Source organism: Geobacillus proteiniphilus (assembly GCF_001908025.1).
Classification (GTDB): Bacteria; Bacillota; Bacilli; order Bacillales; family Anoxybacillaceae; genus Geobacillus; species Geobacillus proteiniphilus.
Genome location: NZ_MQMG01000001.1, coordinates 73,467 through 92,052, shown reverse-complemented (window position 1 = coordinate 92,052; position 18,586 = coordinate 73,467). Strand labels below are relative to the sequence as shown.

Here is an 18,586-nt window from a genome sequence, read left to right as displayed (position 1 = left end):
GAACTGCATGAAAGTCGATTTGTTTGATTTTCATTTGCCGGAAGAGTTGATTGCGCAAACGCCGCTTCCAGACCGGGCGGCATCAAGGCTCATGGTGCTCGATAAACGAACGGGCGCCATTCGCCATGAAACGTTTCGCAACATTATTTCGTACTTGAATCCAGGCGACTGCCTCGTTTTAAACGATACGCGCGTCATGCCGGCGCGGCTTTACGGCGAAAAAGCGGAAACGGGCGGAACGGTCGAAGTGCTGCTGTTAAAGCAATTGGACGGCGACCGTTGGGAGACGCTCGTCAAGCCGGGAAAACGAGTCAAGCCAGGAACGAAACTCACTTTTGGCGAGGGGAAACTGCAAGCCGTCTGCCTCGATACGCTGGAACACGGCGGGCGAGTGCTTGAGTTTTCGTATGACGGCCTGTTTTATGAAGTATTGGCCGAACTTGGGGAGATGCCGCTGCCCCCGTACATTAAAGAAAAGCTTGACGACCCGGAACGATACCAGACCGTTTACGCCCGCGAAATCGGCTCGGCAGCGGCGCCAACCGCCGGTTTGCATTTCACCGAAGAGCTGCTTGACGCCATTCGCGAAAAAGGGGTGCATATCGTCTTCATCACCCTTCATGTCGGGCTTGGCACGTTTCGGCCGGTGCAAGTGGACGAAGTCGAGAAGCACGATATGCACGCCGAATTTTATCAAATGAGCGAGGAAACGGCCGAGACATTAAACCGCGTCCGGGAGCAGGGCGGTCGCATCATCGCCGTCGGCACGACGTCGACACGGACGCTCGAGACGATCGCCGGCAAACATAACGGCCGGTTTGTCGCGGAAAGCGGCTGGACCGACATTTTCATCTATCCAGGCTATGAGTTCAAAGGGATTGATGGGCTGGTGACGAACTTCCACCTGCCGAAATCGACGCTCATCATGCTCGTGAGTGCGCTCGCCGGGCGCGAAAATATTTTGCACGCGTATGAAGTGGCGGTCAAAGAGCGATACCGCTTTTTCAGCTTCGGTGATGCGATGCTCATCATTTGAGAAAGGAGACGAGCACGTTGACGACACCGATTCGCTTTGAACTGATCAAAACGTGCCGGCAGACGGGCGCGCGCCTCGGCATCCTCCATACGCCGCACGGCTCGTTTGAAACGCCGATGTTTATGCCGGTCGGGACGCTCGCCACGGTCAAGACGCTGTCGCCGGAAGAGCTGAAGGAAATGGGGGCCGGCGTCATTTTAAGCAACACCTATCATCTTTGGCTGCGCCCGGGGCATGACATTGTCGCGGAAGCGGGCGGGTTGCATGCGTTTATGAACTGGGATCGCGGCATTTTGACTGATTCCGGCGGCTTCCAGGTGTTCAGCCTCAGCGAATTCCGCCGCATCGAGGAAGAAGGCGTCTATTTCCGCAACCATTTAAACGGCGACAAGCTGTTTTTATCGCCGGAAAAAGCAGTCGAAATTCAAAATGCGCTTGGCGCCGACATCATCATGGCGTTTGATGAGTGCCCGCCGTATCCGGCGACGTATGAATACATGAAACAGTCCATCGAGCGGACGAGCCGTTGGGCGGAGCGCTGCTTGAAGGCGCACCGCCGCCCGAATGAGCAAGGGCTGTTTGGCATCGTCCAAGGCGGCGAGTATGAGGAGTTGCGCCGGCAGAGCGCCCGCGATTTAGTGTCGCTCGATTTCCCGGGCTATGCGGTCGGCGGGTTGTCGGTCGGCGAGCCGAAAGAGGTCATGAACCGGGTGCTTGAGTTTACGACGCCGCTTCTGCCGGCGGACAAGCCCCGCTATTTAATGGGCGTCGGTTCGCCGGATTCGCTCATCGACGGGGCGATCCGCGGCATCGACATGTTTGACTGCGTTTTGCCGACGCGCATCGGCCGCAACGGGACGGTGATGACGAGCGAAGGGCGGGTGGTGATCAAAAACGCCCAGTACGCCCGCGACTTCTCGCCGCTGGACCCGCACTGCGACTGCTACACGTGCCGGAACTATACGCGCGCGTACATCCGCCATCTCATCAAATGCGATGAAACATTTGGCATCCGGCTCACGTCTTACCATAATGTCTATTTTTTGATAAAATTGATGGAGCAGGTGAGACAAGCGATCCGCGAAGATCGGCTCGCCGATTTCCGCGAGGAATTTTTCGAACGCTACGGCTTCAATAAACCGAATGCAAAAAACTTTTGACGGCCGGAAAGGAGGGGGATTGCATGAACGCAACGATCGCCAACTTGCTGCCGATCGTGCTGTTTTTCATTATTTTCTACTTTTTGCTCATTCGTCCGCAGCAAAAGCGGCAACGCGCCATCCAGCAAATGCAGGCGAATTTGAAAAAAGGCGATAAAATCATCACGATCGGCGGATTGCACGGCATCATCGACTCGGTCGATGAGGACAAAATCATCGTTCGCGCCGGCGATGGCACGCGTCTGACGTTCGACCGCTCCGCGGTGAGAGAAGTGGTGGCGGAAAGCAAGGCGTAGCGAAAGCGCGGCCGGTGGCGCCTGAAGCAAAAAAGAGGCTATCTCAAAAGGTTGTGTTTTCTAAAAAAACATATCTTAGAGATTGTGATACGATAATCAGAAAGGGTGTCCCGATCCTTTTGGGACACCCTCTTTTGCTGACTTGCCGTCTACGCCCGCTCACGGCGCGCCGGCGACAAGTTGACGCCGACGATGCCGCCTAAGGAAGCAGCGGCGAAAAAGGCAAGGTGGTACAGCCATTGTTCGACGGTAAACGATTTTTCCATGCCAAGAAATTGAAACAAAAAGATGATCGCCGTAAATAAGAGGCCGGTCAGCCCGCCGGCGAGCCATCCTTTTTCTTGGCTTTTTCCGCCGGCGACAACGCCGCCGATAAACAGCGAGACAACCGAGGCGGCAAACACGATCCAGGTGAGCGACGATTCGTGAATGTCCGTCCATTTGAGCAACAACGAAAAAATGAAGCTGACGAGCGCCGCCAACACAAAAACTGTGGCGATTCCATACACCAGTGCGCTGCCAAGCCGTGACACCGCGATCCCTCCTTGGCCCAAACGCTTTTTACCACAATATATTCACCGCCGGACAGGTTTAGACGTTTATTTTCGCTTGTTTTTGCCGGCCAGCCAGTGCAGCCCCGGAAGGTAGACGAGCTCTTCGCGCCGGATGAGCCGGAACAGAACGAGGCAGGCGGCATATAGGGCGGCTGTCGCGGCCATGGCAAGCAGCGTCCAAAGCGGTGCGGGCACCGCCAAAAGCGGATGGCGGGAGAGCGCATAGCCGATTGCGCCCGCAGCGATGATGGCGCCAAGCGCTTTGATGTACTCGCGCGCATCGATGGAAAAAGACACCACCTTGACGACCGTGGCAAAGTGAAGCAACGTCACAAGAACGGTGCTGACTGCAGTCGCCAGCGCCGCGCCCATAATGCCCAAACTTGGACGGGAAGCAAGGACGAAGATGCACACGAGCTTCACCACTGCTCCGATCAAGCTGTTCGTCATGGCGGCGTTCGCCAAGTCCAGTCCTTGCAAGACCGCCTGCAGCGGGCCTTGGAAATAATACAATAAGAAAAACGGCGCCATCACTTGAATAAAGATCGCGGCTTCACTTGTGCCGTACATCCAGCGCATGAGCGGCTCGGCGAACAAGTAAAGAACGACGGTGGAAAGGCCGCCGGTGACAAGCGACAAGCGCATCGCCTGGGCGATCCGGTATTCGACCAAAAGCAGCTTGCGTTGCGCCATTGCTTCGCTGATGGCCGGCACCAGGGCGGTCGAAAGCGCGTACGTAATAAACGACGGCAACGTCAACAACGGCAGCGCGTAGCCGACAAGCTGTCCGTATTGCCTTGTGGCAGTGGAGGCGGCGATGCCGGCCAATGCCAAGCTGTTGGCGACGACGATTGGCTCAAAAAACCAAGAAAGCGAGCCGATCAAACGGCCGCCGGTCGTCGGCAAGGCAATGCGCATGAGGCGGACGAACGTCTCTTTGCCGGCTTGGACGTAGTGAAAAAACTTTGTCCGCAGGCGAATCGATTTTTTAACCTTAAATAAAAACAGCAAATACAATAATGCTGCCAGCTCGCCGAGAACGGAAGACGCCATGGCGCCGGCGGCGGCATACTCGACGCCGTACGGCAAAAGCGGCTGTGTGCATAAAGCGATCAAGCTGATGCGGACGATTTGTTCCATCAAGAGCGAGTAGGCGTACGGTTTCATTTGCTGGCGTCCTTGAAAGTAGCCGCGCAGCACCGAAGAGATGGCGACGATCGGCACAATTGGAGCGATGGCAAGAAGCGGATAGTACGTGCGCGGGTCGGTGAACATCGTCCGGGAGAGCCATGGCGCAGCAGCGATCAACGCCGGCAGAAGCACGATGCTTAGCGCGCCGGTGGTGGCCAGCGACACGACGAGAATTTGTTTCACCCGCTGCCGGTCGCCGGCCGCCTCTGCTTCGGCGACGAGTTTGGAAATGGCGACCGGCAGCCCGATCTGCGTCGCGGTAATCGCTAAAACGAGCGTCGGCACGGCCATCATGTACAGCCCGACTCCTTCATCGCCGATCATGCGGGCGACGACAATTCGGTTGATGAAGCCGAGAATTTTTGTAATAAAGCCAGCGGCGATTAAAATGACCGTACCTTGTAAAAATTTAGACATTTTCTCCCCCTGCCTTCTCAAATGCCTCCGTCTTTTATACAATATATGCAAGGCCCATGGCCAAGCATGACAAGATTGGCAGGCGGCAATGGATACAAGGGGGTATGGGGGATGGATGAAAACCGGAAGCTGCGCGAACAGCTCATGCCGGCGCTCGAGTCGAAGTGCGATGAGTTTCGTCTTCTCGGCTATACGCAAGTGACGATGGACGGGCTGTGGGAATGTTTATGTTCCCGCAAGTGGAAGCATCGGCCGGCGGAAAAAAAACTGCATGAGTTGGTCAGCGACATTTTCTCTCTTTCGCCGAGCGAGTATATGATGTTTTTGACGATGCGTTCGTATAAGCAGCAGGCGGCCGGCGATGATGAGTTGGAGCGGGTTTTAAAGGAATTGTTATAGTGGAAAATTGACACTTGCCGGCTGCTGTTTCATAATGGAAGGCGAGGCCAATGTTTTGCTTGGCGCTGCGGCGGACGGCGCCGAGGCAAGTTGAAGGAGGATCTTAAGGAGAATGGTAAAACGAAGCCGCATCGTCGCCTTTTTTCTGCTCCTGCTTTTGTTCGCCGGAGTGATGGGGCCGACGATTCAAGGAATTGTACATAACATCAAACTGGGCCTTGACTTGCAAGGCGGTTTTGAAGTGCTGTATGAAGTGAAGCCGGCCAAAAAAGGCGATAAGATTGACCAAGAGACGCTGCAAAGCACCGTCAGCGCGCTGAATAAACGGATCAACGTCCTTGGCGTCAGCGAGCCGCGCGTTGACATCGAGGGAGGAAACCGCATCCGCGTCCAGCTCGCCGGGGTGAAAGACCAAAATGAGGCGCGCGAAATTTTGTCCACGCAGGCGAAATTGACGTTCCGCGATGTCAATGACAACGTGCTTATGGACGGAAGCGACCTCGTCCAAGGCGGAGCGAAGCTGTCGTTTGATGAAAACGGCCGGCCGAGCGTCGCTCTGAAATTGAAAGACGCCGACAAGTTCCGCCAGGTGACGGAAAAAGTATATAAAATGGGGCCGCCAAACAACATTTTAGTCATTTGGCTCGATTTTAAAGAAGGGGTGGACTCCTACCGGAAAGAAGCGGGCAAAGCTGATCCGAAATTTATTTCCGCCGCTTCAGTCAACCAAGTGTTCAATCAGACGGATGTGTCGATCGTCGGCAATTTTACGGTCAAAGAAGCGCAACAGCTGGCCGATTTGCTCAATGCCGGCGCGCTGCCGGTCGAGCTGCATGAAATTTACTCCACGTCCGTCGGCGCTCAGTTTGGGAAAAACGCCCTGCAAAAAACGGTGTTGGCCGGCATCATCGGTGTGGCGGCGATCTTCTTGTTCATGATTTGGTTTTACCGGCTTCCCGGGATCATCGCCGTCATTACGCTGTCGGTATACATTTATTTGATTTTGCTTTTGTTTGATTGGATGAACGTCGTTATGACGCTGCCGGGCATTGCCGCCCTGATTTTGGGGGTTGGGATGGCGGTCGATGCCAACATTATTACGTACGAACGGATCAAAGAGGAGCTGAAGCTCGGCAAGTCGATGCTGTCGGCGTTCCGTGCTGGCAACCGCGGGTCGTTTGCGACGATTTTTGACGCCAACCTTACGACGATCATCGCCGGCGCTGTTCTTTTTATTTACGGGACAAGCTCGGTGAAAGGGTTTGCGACGACGCTCATCATCAGCATCGTCGTCAGCTTTCTCACCGCCGTTTACGGCACGCGGCTGTTGCTCGGACTGCTTGTGTCAAGCCGCTGGCTCGATAAAAAGCCGGAGTGGTTTGGCGTCAAAAAGTCGGAAATCTTAAACATTGCCGAAACGACCGAGGAAACGGAAGTGCCGACGAAGTTTGACCGCTGGGATTTTGTCAAACATAGCAAAAAGTTTTTCATTTTCTCTGGCGCATTGACGATCGCCGGCGTCATCTCGTTGTTTGCCCTGGGGCTGAATCTTGGCATTGACTTCACGAGCGGAACGCGCGTTGAGGTGACGAGCAGCCAGCCGATCGATGCTAAAGAGTTGAGCGGCTATTTCGAGCGGCTCGGCTACAAGCCGGAAGATGTCGTCCTGTCCGGCACGGATGGGAAAACAGGCGTCGTCCGCTTGATTGGCGTGCTCGATAAGCAAGAAATTGCCAAGCTGAAAAATGAATTGAAGCAAGCGTATGGCAACGAACCAAACATCAGCACCGTCTCTCCGGTCGTCGGCAAGCAGCTGGCTCGCAACGCGCTCATTGCTGTGTTTATTTCATCCATCGGCATCATTCTTTACGTGACGATTCGCTTTGAGTGGCGAATGGCGCTCGCAGCCATTGTCGCCTTATTGCACGATGCGTTTTTTATCATTACCGTGTTCAGCTTGACGCGTCTTGAAGTCGATTTGACATTCATCGCCGCGGTGCTGACGATCATCGGGTACTCGATCAACGATACGATCGTCACGTTTGACCGCATCCGGGATTTGATGAAAAAGCGGAAAGTGAAAACGGTCGACGACTTGAAGCATATCGTCAACCGGGCGTTGCAGCAAACATTTACGCGCTCGGTCAATACCGTCTTGACCGTCTTGTTTACGGTCATCGCGTTGCTCATCTTTGGCAGCGAAGCGATCCGCAATTTCAACCTCGCCTTGCTCGTTGGACTTGTGTGCGGCGTCTATTCGTCGCTTTGCATCGCTTCTCAGCTTTGGGTGGTTTGGAAAGGACAGGAGCTCAAAAAAGGGAAAGGAGCCAAAAAAGCGGCGGCCGAGGCCGAACCGCAAGTGTAACAGCGCGCCGGAAAAGCGAATGTGCTTTTCCGGCGCCTTTTTGTTCGGTGCAATGCTTAGGGCGGAAAATGGATACACTAACCGTCAGATGCAACATAGGCAGCGCGTGAGGCTGCTGAATGCAAAGGTGGGGGAGATGGCCATGGAACACGAACAGCGGTTCAGGCAGGCGAAAACGGCAGCGATCGTCGGGATCGCTGGAAATATGGCGCTTGCTGCTGTCAAGGCGGCGGTCGGCGTGTGGAGCCAAAGCCAAGCGTTGATCGCTGATGCCGCCCATTCAGCGTCCGATGTTGCCGGCTCGTTCGCCGTTTGGGTCGGACTGCGGGCCGCTGCGCGCCCGCCGGATGAGGATCATCCGTACGGGCATGGGAAAGCGGAATCAATCGCCGCCATTATTGTGGCGGTTCTTCTATTTCTCGTTGGGATCGAGATCGGGCGCTCGGCGTTTCTGTCATTTTTCGCCCCACTGTCGCCGCCCGGGGCGGCCGCCATTTACGTCTTGTTGTTGTCGATTGCTGTCAAAGAAGCGATGTTTCGCTATAAATACCGGCTCGGGAAAAAGCTAAACAGCGATGCGCTGATTATCAACGCCTATGAGCACCGATCGGATGTGTTTTCGTCGTTTGCTGCGCTCATCGGCGTCGGCGCCGCCATTGTCGGTGGAAAATGGGAGATTGACTGGCTTGTATACGCCGACCCGCTCGCCGGATTGTTCGTCTCGCTGCTTGTTCTGAAAATGGCATGGAACCTTGGCCGACAGTCGGTCCATACGGCGATCGACCATGTGCTTCACGAGGAAGAGGCCGGCTATTTGCGCGAGGCGGTCTTGTCCATTCCCGATGTGCGGCAAATCAATGAGCTGCATGCGCGCGAGCACGGCCATTACGTCATCGTCGATTTGAAAATCGCCGTCGATCCGCAATTGACGGTCGAAGAGGGGCACCGGATCGGAAAGAAAGTGAAAGAAAAACTGCTGACGCTGCCGCGCGTCCGCAATGTCATGGTTCACATCAACCCGTACAACCCGGAAAAAAAACCGTAATGTCGTTGCCTGCCCTTTTCTCCTTTTTGTATAATAAGGAGAGTTGAGGTGGGAGACATGTTGAAAGCGAAAACGCGTTGGGAGGTGGAGCGCCTCGATGAGCAGGCGGTGAGGCGGCTGGCTGAGGAAGCCGGCGTCACGCCCTTATTGGCAAGGCTTCTCGTCCGCCGCGGGGTGCGGACGGCCTCGGAGGCGGCGGCGTTTCTCAATCCGCTTGAACAACCGTTTCATGATCCGTTTTTGCTTGACGGGATGGAGCGAGCGATTCGGCGTCTAAAGCGGGCGATCGACGCGGGTGAACGCGTGTTGGTATACGGCGATTACGATGCCGATGGCGTTTGCAGCACGTCGGTGATGGTGAGTGCTCTCAAGGAGGCGGGGGCGTCGGTCGAGTTCTACATTCCGAACCGATTTACGGAAGGATACGGGCCGAACATGGCGGCGTTTCGCGCCGCGAAAGAGCGCGGCGTTTCCGTCATTGTGACCGTCGACAATGGGATTGCGGCGGTCAAGGAAATTGCGGCCGCCAACGAGTGGGGGATGGATGTCATCGTAACGGATCACCACGAACCAGGTCCGGTGCTGCCGAAGGCGTATGCGATCATTCATCCGAAGCAGCCGGGAAGTACATATCCGTTTCGCGATTTAGCCGGCGTCGGCGTTGCGTTTAAAGTAGCTCATGCCTTGCTTGGGCGGGTGCCGCGCCATTTGCTTGATTTGGTCGCGATCGGCACGATCGCCGATTTGGTTCCGCTTGTTGGGGAAAACCGCCTCTTTGCCGCACAAGGGCTTGAAGCGCTGCGGGCGACGGATCGCATCGGGTTGCGCGCCCTTTTTCGGCAATGCCGCGTCGATGCGGCGGTCATCAACGAACAGACGGTCGGATTTGTCATCGCTCCGCGCTTGAACGCGGCGGGGCGCCTAGGCGGCGCCGATCCGGCGGTGGCGCTCTTAATGACGGACGATGAGAACGAAGCGGTGCAGCTGGCGGCGGAGATGGACGAGTTAAACCGCGAACGTCAGCAGCTTGTGGCACAAATCGCTGAAGAAGCGGTGGACATGGTGCGCCGCCAATTCCCTCCTGAGGAACATCGCGTCTTGGTTGTGGCAGGCGAAGGATGGAATGCCGGAGTGGTCGGCATTGTCGCTTCCAAGCTTGTCGAGCAGTTTTACCGCCCGGCGGTCGTGCTTTCGATCGACCGGGAAAAAGGGATCGCCAAAGGGTCAGCCCGCAGCATTCATGGGTTTGACTTATTCGCCAGCCTGTCGCAATGCCGCGACTTGTTGCCGCACTTTGGCGGCCACCCGATGGCGGCGGGGATGACATTGGCGCTTGATGATGTCGAAGAATTGCGGCAACGGCTGAACGCCATCGCCGCCGAAACGTTGTCTGAGGGCGATTTTACGCCGCCGACGTTCATTGATGCTTCCTGTTCGATTGCTGAGTTGACGCTGTCGGCCGCCCGCGGCCTTGAGCGGTTCGCTCCGTTTGGCGTCGGCAATCCGCGGCCGCTTGTTCTCATTGAAGGGGCGTCGGTTGAAACCATGCGGCGCGTCGGGGCGAACGGAGCCCATATGAAAGCCGTCTTTTCCCAAGACGGGGCCGCGATCGATGCCATCGGCTTCGGCCTCGGGCCGTTATGCGAAGAAATCGCTCCGGATGCGCGCATTTCGGCGGTCGGGGAGCTGTCGGTGAACGAATGGAACGGGTTCGCCAAGCCGCAGCTGTCGTTGTGTGATCTGGCGGTCAGCGACTGCCAGCTGTTTGACGTCCGCGGCTGCCGCGACGTCCGTCCGCTTCTTGAGCGGCTGCCAAAAGAGAAGTGGCTAGTCGTCTCCTTTCGCTGCGAAACCGGGCAGCGCCCGGACGTGGCGCCATTTCGCAGGGAGCTTCATTGCGTGCCGACCGAAGAAGAGGCGGGCGCCTTATCGATTGACGACCGCTATGTCGTGCTGCTTGACGTGCCGCCGCGGCTGGCCTTGTTGTCGGCGCTTCTTAGCAACGGGCGGCCGGCGCGCATTTACGCGGTGTTTGCTCAGCCCGAGGCGCAATTTTTCCGCACGTTTCCGACGCGCGACCATTTTAAATGGTTTTACGCCTTTTTGCATCGACACCGTTCGTTTCCGCTCGCCAAGCGCGGCGGTGAGCTGGCCCGCGCCCGCGGTTGGACGGAAGAGACGGTTCATTTTATGGCGAAAGTATTTTTAGAGCTTGACTTTATCAGCGAACAAAACGGCGTCATTTCGCTCGTTCATCAGCCGGCGAAGCGCGATTTGCACGAATCGCCGACGTACCGCCGGCGGCGGGACGAGCTCGAGGCGGAGCATCAGTTAGTCTATTCCACTTACGAGCAATTGAAACGCTGTTTGGCGGAAATGACACGTTCGCAAACGCACGAGGAGGCAAACGTATCATGGACTTAAAACAATACATTACGATTGTGCCCGATTTCCCGAAGCCGGGCATCATGTTTAAAGATATTACAACGCTGATGGACAACGGTCCGGCGTACAAATACGCGACCGACCAAATTGTTCAATATGCGCGCGAAAAACAAATCGACATCGTCGTTGGTCCGGAAGCGCGCGGCTTTATCATCGGTTGCCCGGTCGCCTATGCGCTTGGCGTCGGATTTGCGCCGGTGCGCAAGGAAGGGAAGCTGCCGCGCGAAGTCGTCCGCGTTGAGTATGGCCTCGAATATGGAACCGATGTCTTGACGATGCATAAAGATGCCATTAAGCCAGGACAGCGCGTGTTGATCACCGACGACTTGCTGGCGACGGGCGGGACGATGCGGGCAACCATCGATTTGGTGGAACAGCTCGGCGGAGTGGTGGCCGGATTGGCGTTTTTGATTGAGCTCACCGAGCTTGGCGGCCGCAAAAAGTTGGAAGGCTACGACATTTTGACGCTGATGCAGTTTTAAACAGTCGACATTGTTCGCATCTTCGGATACAATAAAGAAAAAAGGGGCACTCACACATGAGTGCTCTTTCTTATTAACCGTATGAACGCAACGGACCTCTGTGCTTTGCAGCTTCAATTTTAATCGATTAAAAAGGTGATTCAACCCTATGGCCAATGAACAAGTGCTGACAGCGGAGCAAGTGTTTGAACGAGCGAGCTGTTATTTGTCGGAACAAGACGTCGCCTTTTTGAAAAAGGCGTATGAGTTTGCCAAGCACGCCCACCGCGATCAATTTCGGAAATCGGGCGAACCATACATCATCCATCCGATTCAAGTCGCCGGCATTTTGGCTGACTTAAAGATGGACGCGACGACGATCGCCGCCGGGTTTTTGCATGATGTCATCGAAGACACCGAGGCGACAAAAGAAGACCTCGAGCGCGAGTTCGGCGCGGAAGTGGCGATGCTTGTCGACGGGGTGACGAAGCTCGGGAAAATTAAATATAAATCGCAGGAAGAACAGCAGGCGGAAAATCATCGAAAAATGTTTTTGGCCATGGCGCAAGATATTCGCGTCATCTTGATCAAGCTCGCCGACCGGCTGCACAATATGCGGACGTTAAAACATTTGCCGGTGGAAAAGCAACGGCGCATCGCCAATGAGACGCTCGAAATTTTCGCTCCGCTCGCGCATCGGCTCGGCATTTCGAAAATCAAATGGGAGCTTGAGGATACGGCGCTTCGCTATTTAAACCCGCAGCAATACTACCGCATCGTCAATTTAATGAAGAAAAAGCGGGCTGAGCGCGAGCAATATTTGGAGGAAGTCATTCAAGAAGTGCGCGAACGGCTCAACGAAGTGCATATTCCTTGCGAAATTTCCGGGCGCCCGAAACATATTTACAGCATTTACCGAAAAATGGTGATGCAAAACAAACAGTTCAACGAAATTTACGATTTGCTCGCTGTCCGCATCATCGTCAACAGCATCAAAGACTGCTATGCTGTGCTCGGCATTATTCATACGTGCTGGAAGCCAATGCCAGGCCGCTTCAAAGACTACATCGCCATGCCGAAGCCGAACATGTACCAATCGCTCCATACGACGGTGATCGGCCCAAAAGGCGAACCGCTTGAGGTGCAAATCCGCACGTTTGAAATGCATCAAATCGCCGAGTTCGGGATCGCCGCCCATTGGGCGTACAAAGAAGGAAAGACGATCAAACCCAACTCATTTGAAGAAAAACTGTCTTGGTTCCGGGAAATTTTGGAGTGGCAACATGACGCCAGCAATGCCGAAGAGTTCATGGAATCGCTCAAGATGGACTTGTTTTCCGACATGGTGTTCGTTTTTACGCCCAAAGGCGATGTCATCGAGCTGCCGGCCGGATCGGTGCCGATTGACTTCGCCTACCGCATCCATTCGGAAATCGGCAACAAAACGATCGGTGCGAAAGTCAACGGCAAAATGGTGCCGCTTGACTACAAGCTGCAAACGGGCGACATCGTCGAAATTTTAACGTCAAAACATTCGTACGGTCCGAGCCAAGACTGGCTGAAACTGGCGAAAACGTCGCAGGCGCGCAACAAAATCCGCCAGTTTTTCAAAAAGCAGCGGCGCGAAGAAAACATCGAAAAAGGCAAAGAGATGGTCGAAAAAGAGGTGCGCAGCCTCGGCTTTGAGCCGAAAGAAGTGATGACGGCCGACAACGTAAAGCGCGTCGCGGAAAAATTCAACTTTTCCAATGAAGAGGATATGTACGCTGCTGTCGGCTACCATGGGATTACGGCCGCGCAAATCGCTCACCGGCTGACGGAAAAATGGCGGAAGCAGCGCGACCTTGAGGAGCAGCAGCGCAAGTTGGCGGAAGCGGTCTCCGAAGCGAAGCTGCCGGCTGGAAAAAAACGCGACTGCGGCATCCGCGTCCAAGGGGTTGACAATTTGCTCATCCGTCTGTCGCGCTGCTGCAACCCGGTGCCGGGGGACGAAATCATCGGCTTTATCACCCGCGGCCGCGGCATTTCCGTCCACCGCGCTGATTGCCCGAACGTCAAGACCGAAGAAGCGGCCGATCGATTGATTGCCGTTGAATGGGAGAGCGGAGCAAACGGCGAGCGTGAGTACAATGTCGATATTGAAATCACCGGCTTTGACCGTCGCGGGCTGCTGAATGAGGTGCTGCAGGCGGTGAATGAAACGCGCACCGATATTTCCGCCGTCTCGGGACGCTCAGACCACCGACATAAAATTGCGACGATCCATATGACGATCGCCATTCATAATTTGAGCCACTTGCAAAAAGTCGTCGAACGAATCAAGCAAATTCCCGACATTTATTCCGTCCAGCGCTTGATGAACAACTAAGGGCGGCGAAAGGAGGAAGGCGAGTGAGAGCGGTCATCCAGCGGGCGAAAGAGGCAAAAGTCACCGTCGGCGGCGAAGTCGTTGGTGCCATTGATGCGGGTTTTGTCGTCCTTCTTGGCATCACGCACGAGGACACGGAGGACGATGCTGCCTATTTGGCTGAAAAAATTGCTCATTTGCGCGTTTTTGAAGATGAAAACGGAAAAATGAACCGCTCCTTGCTCGACGTCGGCGGGGCGGTGCTGTCGGTGTCGCAGTTCACCCTTTATGGCGACTGCCGGAAAGGGCGGCGCCCGAACTTTATGGGGGCGGCAAAACCCGACCATGCCTTGCCGCTGTATGAAGCGTTCAACGCAGCTTTGCGCGAAAGAGGCGTTCATGTAGAAACCGGCGTATTCGGTGCGATGATGGACGTATCGCTCACAAACGACGGGCCAGTCACCTTGATCATCGACAGCAGCGAGAAACCGGGAAACAGATGAAGTTTCCCGGTTTCTTTTTTATTTTCGGCGAAAAATGGGAAAGATGAAAACAAGTGCGGCGATAGAGAAAGGAGGAGCGCGATGCGGCAAACAAAAAGAGGCGAGCAGGCGCACCGGACAAATGATGTGCTGTCCGCCGACTTTTACGAATGGGTGCGGCTCGAGGCCCAATATAGCGCGTTTGAGTTGGCAACTGAATTCGGTGTGGCGCCGAAAGACGTACAAATGTTGAAAAAACAGCAGCTCCGTCCGTAAACATGGCGAGTTGGAAGGAGCGCACGCGGCGTGCGGATGTTTCATGGGCCGAGGCGGTGTGGCCGTTCAGACGAAACAGTTGCGAATAAAAATGCCCATCCCTGCGAGCGCTGCGCATTCCGCTCAACACCGATCCGGCTCGGTAGAGGAAAAAATTCAATTGCATATGTATTGACAAACATATGCCGCTATATGATAATAAGTATTGGTTTAAAATTATTATAAACTAACAGTCACAGGAGGTAGATGAAACAATGTCTTTGGTTGGGAAAAAAGTACAACCATTCCGTGCCCAAGCGTATCACAACGGTGAATTCATCGAAGTGACAGAGCAAGACTTCATGGGGAAATGGAGCATCGTTTGCTTCTATCCGGCGGACTTTACGTTCGTCTGCCCGACGGAGCTCGAAGATTTGCAAGATCACTACGCGACGTTTAAAGAACTTGGCGTGGAAGTGTACTCGGTTTCGACCGATACACATTATACTCATAAAGCATGGCACGATACATCGCCAGCCATCAGCAAAATCGAATACGTGATGATCGGCGATCCTTCGCATCAATTGTCGCGCATGTTTGATGTGCTTGACGAAGAACAAGGGTTGGCGCAGCGCGGCACGTTCATCATCGATCCGGACGGCGTCATCCAAGCGGTCGAAATCAACGCGGACGGCATCGGCCGCAACGCCAGCACACTGATTGATAAAATTAAAGCGGCCCAATACGTGCGCAACCATCCGGGTGAAGTCTGCCCGGCGAAATGGAAAGAAGGGGCGGAAACGCTGAAGCCAAGCCTTGACCTTGTCGGCAAAATTTAAGGAGGCTTAGGCGATGCTGTTAGATGCCGACATTAAAGCGCAACTAGCCCAGTATTTGCAATTGCTTGAAAATGATATTGTCTTGACGGTAAGCGCGGGAGACGACAACGTTTCCCGCGATATGCTTGCTTTAATCGATGAATTAACGGCGATGTCGCCGAAAATCAAAGTCGAAAAAGCGAAGCTGGAACGAACGCCAAGCTTCAGCGTCAACCGGGTCGGCGAAAACACGGGGATCACCTTCGCCGGCGTCCCGCTAGGCCATGAGTTTACGTCCTTGGTGCTTGCGCTGCTTCAAGTCAGCGGAAGACCGCCGAAAGTCGATCAAGATGTGATTGACCGCATCCAGCAAATCAAGGGCAAGCACCATTTTGAAACGTACGTCAGCCTGACATGCCATAACTGCCCGGACGTCGTGCAAGCGCTCAACATCATGAGCGTGTTAAACCCGAACATTTCGCATACGATGATCGACGGGGCGGCGTTTAAAGAAGAAGCCGAGCAAAAAGGGATTATGGCCGTACCGACGGTATTTTTAAACGGCAAGCTGTTCGCGAGCGGCCGCATGTCGATTGAAGACATTCTCGCCAAATTAGGGAGCGCGCCGGATGCTTCTTCCTTCGCCGACAAAGAGCCGTTCGACGTGTTGGTGATCGGCGGCGGCCCTGCGGGTGCGACAGCAGCCATTTACGCAGCGCGCAAAGGCATTCGCACCGGCATTGTCGCGGAGCGCTTCGGCGGACAAATTTTAGATACGCTCGGCATTGAAAACTTTATCAGCGTCAAATATACGGAAGGGCCGAAGCTTGCGGCTAGCATTGAAGAACATGTGAAGCAATACAACGTCGACATCATGAGCTCGCAGCGGGCAAAACGGCTCGAGAAAAAAGACTTGATTGAAGTCGAGTTGGAAAACGGCGCTGTGTTGAAAAGCAAAACGGTTGTAATCGCGACAGGCGCCCGTTGGCGCAACCTTGGCGTGCCGGGCGAGGAAGAGTTCAAAAACAAAGGAGTTGCCTATTGCCCGCATTGCGACGGCCCGCTGTTTGAAGGAAAACACGTGGCGGTCATCGGCGGCGGGAACTCCGGCGTCGAAGCGGCGATTGACCTGGCTGGCATCGCCAGCCATGTGACGCTGCTTGAGTTCGCCCCTGAACTCAAGGCGGATGCTGTTTTGCAAGACCGTTTGTACAGCTTGCCGAACGTAACGGTGATCAAAAACGCGCAAACGACGGAAATTACCGGCACGGACAAAGTCAACGGCTTGACGTACATCGACCGGGAAACAGGGGAAGAACACCATATCGAATTGCAAGGCGTGTTCGTGCAAATCGGCCTTGTCCCAAACACCGAATGGCTCGAAGGAACAGTGGAACGGAATCGTTTCGGCGAAATCATCGTCGATAAACGCGGCGCGACGAACATTGAAGGCGTCTTTGCCGCGGGCGATTGCACGGACAGCGCCTATAAGCAAATCATTATTTCGATGGGCTCGGGTGCAACCGCAGCGTTAAGCGCGTTCGATTATTTGATTCGCCATTAAGAGGGCCGAAGGTGAACCGCCTCTTCGATCCCATGGAGGGGCGGTTCAACGAATCGGCTCTCTTTTTTACAAGGTGAAAAAAGACATCAAGGTTTTTCTCTTTGCGAAAAACCATGGATCGCAGCCGCTAGGACAACTTGACAAACGGGCGAGATTGTCCGTAATATAAAATTACATCTTTCTCATACGGAACAACCGATGATGGAGAAAAGTAGTTAAGGCCCACATGGCCAGAGAGGAAGCGCCCAAGGCTGCGAGCGCTTCTCCATGATGGCTTAACGAAAGACACTCCGTAGGTTTCCCTTTGAACGCGCTTTGCGCCAGTAAAGGGGAACGTGTGCCATGCGTTAATGGCGACAAGCGGAAGCCGGATCGGCTTCAATTAGGGTGGCACCGCGGGAATGACGCTCTCGTCCCTATCGATCACAGGGACAAGGGCGTTTTATTTTGGGCAAAGGAGGATGAGCATGGCTTTTCAAATTCCAAGAGGGACACAAGATGTGCTGCCGGGTGACTCGGAAAAATGGCAATATGTCGAGCACATTGCCCGCAGCCTCTGCAGCCGGTATGGGTATCAGGAAATTCGGACGCCGATTTTTGAGCATACGGAGCTTTTTTTGCGCGGCGTCGGCGATACGACCGACATCGTGCAAAAAGAGATGTACACGTTTGAAGACAAAGGGGGCCGCGCGCTGACGCTCCGCCCGGAAGGAACGGCGCCGGTTGTCAGAGCGTTTGTCGAGCATAAGCTGTACGGCAGCCCAAACCAGCCGCTGAAATTGTATTACAGCGGGCCGATGTTTCGCTACGAGCGGCCGGAAGCGGGACGGTTCCGCCAGTTCGTCCAGTTCGGCGTCGAGGCGCTCGGCAGCAGCGACCCGGCGATTGACGCCGAGGTGATGGCGTTAGCGATGCATATTTACGAAGCGCTCGGATTAAAACGGATTCGGCTTGTCATTAACAGCTTGGGCGATCTTGACAGCCGCCGGGCGCACCGCGAGGCGCTTGTTCGCCATTTTTCAAACCGCATCCACGAGCTGTGCCCGGACTGCCAGACGCGGCTTCATATGAATCCTCTTCGCATTCTCGACTGCAAAAAAGACCGCGACCACGAACTGATGGCGACGGCGCCATCGATTTTAGACTATTTAAATGACGAATCGCGCGCCTATTTTGAGAAAGTGAAACAATACTTGACAGCGCTCGGCATCCCGTTTGTCATCGATGCGCGGCTCGTGCGCGGGCTTGACTATTACAACCACACGACGTTTGAAATTATGAGCGAGGCCGAAGGATTCGGCGCGGCGGCGACGCTGTGCGGCGGCGGGCGTTACAACGGGCTTGTCCAAGAAATCGGCGGTCCGGAGACGCCGGGCATCGGCTTTGCCTTGAGCATCGAGCGGCTATTGGCCGCCCTTGACGCCGAAGGAGTGGAATTGCCGGTGGAAAAAGGGCTTGACTGCTATGTCGTCGCCGTCGGCGAACGGGCGAAAGATGAAGCGGTTCGCCTCGTCTATGCATTGCGCCGCTCCGGATTGAGGGTCGATCAAGATTATTTGGATCGGAAGCTGAAGGCGCAGCTGAAGGCAGCCGACCGGCTTGGGGCATCGTTTGTCGCCATCATCGGCGATGAAGAGCTTGAAAAACAGGCGGCGGCGGTGAAGCATATGGCGAGCGGCGAGCAAACGAACGTGCCGCTTAGCGAATTGCCGCACTTTTTGCTTGAACGGATCGGGAAGGAGGAGTGAGCG

At 55.0% G+C, this 18,586-nt stretch carries 16 protein-coding genes and 1 other annotated feature; of the genes, 14 read left to right on the top strand and 2 right to left on the bottom strand.

Going from position 1 to position 18,586, the window contains the following annotated elements; all coding sequences use genetic code 11:
- Positions 1-7 precede the first annotated feature (7 nt).
- From queA to yajC, 3 genes are read left to right on the top strand one after another with little or no spacing between them, the layout of a single operon-like run.
- Entirely contained in the window at positions 8-1,036 is a 1,029-nt protein-coding gene (gene queA, locus BRO54_RS00510; protein ID WP_074042774.1) for a tRNA preQ1(34) S-adenosylmethionine ribosyltransferase-isomerase QueA, read from the top strand.
- Positions 1,037-1,053: 17 nt separating this feature from the next.
- Entirely contained in the window at positions 1,054-2,196 is a 1,143-nt protein-coding gene (tgt, locus tag BRO54_RS00505; protein ID WP_074042773.1) for a tRNA guanosine(34) transglycosylase Tgt, read from the top strand.
- A gap of 23 nt (positions 2,197-2,219) precedes the next feature.
- Positions 2,220-2,492, top strand: coding sequence for a preprotein translocase subunit YajC (yajC, locus tag BRO54_RS00500; RefSeq protein WP_066228708.1), 273 nt, complete (start codon positions 2,220-2,222; stop codon positions 2,490-2,492).
- A gap of 149 nt (positions 2,493-2,641) precedes the next feature.
- On the opposite strand, the gene BRO54_RS00495 is transcribed toward yajC, so the two are convergent.
- Complete coding sequence (locus BRO54_RS00495; protein ID WP_074042772.1) at positions 2,642-3,025, bottom strand: TIGR04086 family membrane protein; 384 nt, start codon at positions 3,023-3,025, stop codon at positions 2,642-2,644.
- Between the two features lie 66 nt (positions 3,026-3,091).
- Positions 3,092-4,654 (bottom strand): stage V sporulation protein B, encoded by a 1,563-nt coding sequence (gene spoVB / locus BRO54_RS00490; RefSeq protein ID WP_033025909.1) that lies wholly within the window; start codon positions 4,652-4,654, stop codon positions 3,092-3,094.
- A 111-nt stretch (positions 4,655-4,765) separates the two neighbouring features.
- On the opposite strand from spoVB, the gene BRO54_RS00485 reads away from it, so the two are divergent.
- From BRO54_RS00485 to hisS, 11 genes are all read left to right on the top strand, one after another.
- Positions 4,766-5,053: a post-transcriptional regulator gene (locus BRO54_RS00485; RefSeq protein WP_013524218.1), complete on the top strand. Its 288-nt coding sequence runs from the start codon at positions 4,766-4,768 to the stop codon at positions 5,051-5,053.
- A 112-nt stretch (positions 5,054-5,165) separates the two neighbouring features.
- Positions 5,166-7,418 carry a protein translocase subunit SecDF gene (gene secDF / locus BRO54_RS00480; protein WP_023633726.1) on the top strand — a complete coding sequence of 751 codons (2,253 nt, stop codon included), beginning with the start codon at positions 5,166-5,168 and terminating at the stop codon, positions 7,416-7,418.
- Positions 7,419-7,554: 136 nt separating this feature from the next.
- Entirely contained in the window at positions 7,555-8,463 is a 909-nt protein-coding gene (locus tag BRO54_RS00475; RefSeq protein WP_082218536.1) for a cation diffusion facilitator family transporter, read from the top strand.
- Positions 8,464-8,520: 57 nt separating this feature from the next.
- Positions 8,521-10,887, top strand: coding sequence for a single-stranded-DNA-specific exonuclease RecJ (recJ, locus tag BRO54_RS00470; RefSeq protein WP_074042843.1), 2,367 nt, complete (start codon positions 8,521-8,523; stop codon positions 10,885-10,887).
- Positions 10,878-11,390, top strand: coding sequence for an adenine phosphoribosyltransferase (locus tag BRO54_RS00465; RefSeq protein ID WP_013144641.1), 513 nt, complete (start codon positions 10,878-10,880; stop codon positions 11,388-11,390). The genes recJ and BRO54_RS00465 overlap by 10 nt, the downstream gene beginning before the upstream one ends.
- Before the next feature lie 148 nt (positions 11,391-11,538).
- Positions 11,539-13,737: a RelA/SpoT family protein gene (locus BRO54_RS00460; protein WP_074042771.1), complete on the top strand. Its 2,199-nt coding sequence runs from the start codon at positions 11,539-11,541 to the stop codon at positions 13,735-13,737.
- A 23-nt stretch (positions 13,738-13,760) separates the two neighbouring features.
- Complete coding sequence (dtd, locus tag BRO54_RS00455) at positions 13,761-14,219, top strand: D-aminoacyl-tRNA deacylase (protein ID WP_074042770.1); 459 nt, start codon at positions 13,761-13,763, stop codon at positions 14,217-14,219.
- 81 nt (positions 14,220-14,300) lie between these two features.
- On the top strand, positions 14,301-14,474 hold the full coding sequence (locus BRO54_RS19940) for a hypothetical protein (RefSeq protein ID WP_167367362.1): 174 nt from the start codon (positions 14,301-14,303) through the stop codon (positions 14,472-14,474).
- 254 nt (positions 14,475-14,728) lie between these two features.
- On the top strand, positions 14,729-15,292 hold the full coding sequence (ahpC, locus tag BRO54_RS00450) for an alkyl hydroperoxide reductase subunit C (RefSeq protein WP_074042769.1): 564 nt from the start codon (positions 14,729-14,731) through the stop codon (positions 15,290-15,292).
- Positions 15,293-15,305: 13 nt separating this feature from the next.
- Complete coding sequence (gene ahpF, locus BRO54_RS00445) at positions 15,306-16,835, top strand: alkyl hydroperoxide reductase subunit F (RefSeq protein WP_074042768.1); 1,530 nt, start codon at positions 15,306-15,308, stop codon at positions 16,833-16,835.
- Between the two features lie 189 nt (positions 16,836-17,024).
- Positions 17,025-17,256: a binding site (T-box leader), on the top strand.
- A gap of 46 nt (positions 17,257-17,302) precedes the next feature.
- On the top strand, positions 17,303-18,583 hold the full coding sequence (gene hisS, locus BRO54_RS00440) for a histidine--tRNA ligase (protein ID WP_074042767.1): 1,281 nt from the start codon (positions 17,303-17,305) through the stop codon (positions 18,581-18,583).
- Positions 18,584-18,586: the final 3 nt, after the last annotated feature.

Bases quoted from the DNA above. Each gene is read 5' to 3' on its own strand.
- BRO54_RS00485 (WP_013524218.1), top strand. From the start codon at position 4,766: ATGGATGAAAACCGGAAGCTGCGCGAACAGCTCATGCCGGCGCTCGAG.
- queA (WP_074042774.1), top strand. From the start codon at position 8: ATGAAAGTCGATTTGTTTGATTTTCATTTGCCGGAAGAGTTGATTGCG.
- BRO54_RS00460 (WP_074042771.1), top strand. From the start codon at position 11,539: ATGGCCAATGAACAAGTGCTGACAGCGGAGCAAGTGTTTGAACGAGCG.
- yajC (WP_066228708.1), top strand. From the start codon at position 2,220: ATGAACGCAACGATCGCCAACTTGCTGCCGATCGTGCTGTTTTTCATT.
- BRO54_RS19940 (WP_167367362.1), top strand. From the start codon at position 14,301: ATGCGGCAAACAAAAAGAGGCGAGCAGGCGCACCGGACAAATGATGTG.
- BRO54_RS00465 (WP_013144641.1), top strand. From the start codon at position 10,878: ATGGACTTAAAACAATACATTACGATTGTGCCCGATTTCCCGAAGCCG.
- BRO54_RS00475 (WP_082218536.1), top strand. From the start codon at position 7,555: ATGGCCATGGAACACGAACAGCGGTTCAGGCAGGCGAAAACGGCAGCG.
- ahpF (WP_074042768.1), top strand. From the start codon at position 15,306: ATGCTGTTAGATGCCGACATTAAAGCGCAACTAGCCCAGTATTTGCAA.
- recJ (WP_074042843.1), top strand. From the start codon at position 8,521: ATGTTGAAAGCGAAAACGCGTTGGGAGGTGGAGCGCCTCGATGAGCAG.
- secDF (WP_023633726.1), top strand. From the start codon at position 5,166: ATGGTAAAACGAAGCCGCATCGTCGCCTTTTTTCTGCTCCTGCTTTTG.
- ahpC (WP_074042769.1), top strand. From the start codon at position 14,729: ATGTCTTTGGTTGGGAAAAAAGTACAACCATTCCGTGCCCAAGCGTAT.
- spoVB (WP_033025909.1), bottom strand. From the start codon at position 4,654: ATGTCTAAATTTTTACAAGGTACGGTCATTTTAATCGCCGCTGGCTTT.
- hisS (WP_074042767.1), top strand. From the start codon at position 17,303: ATGGCTTTTCAAATTCCAAGAGGGACACAAGATGTGCTGCCGGGTGAC.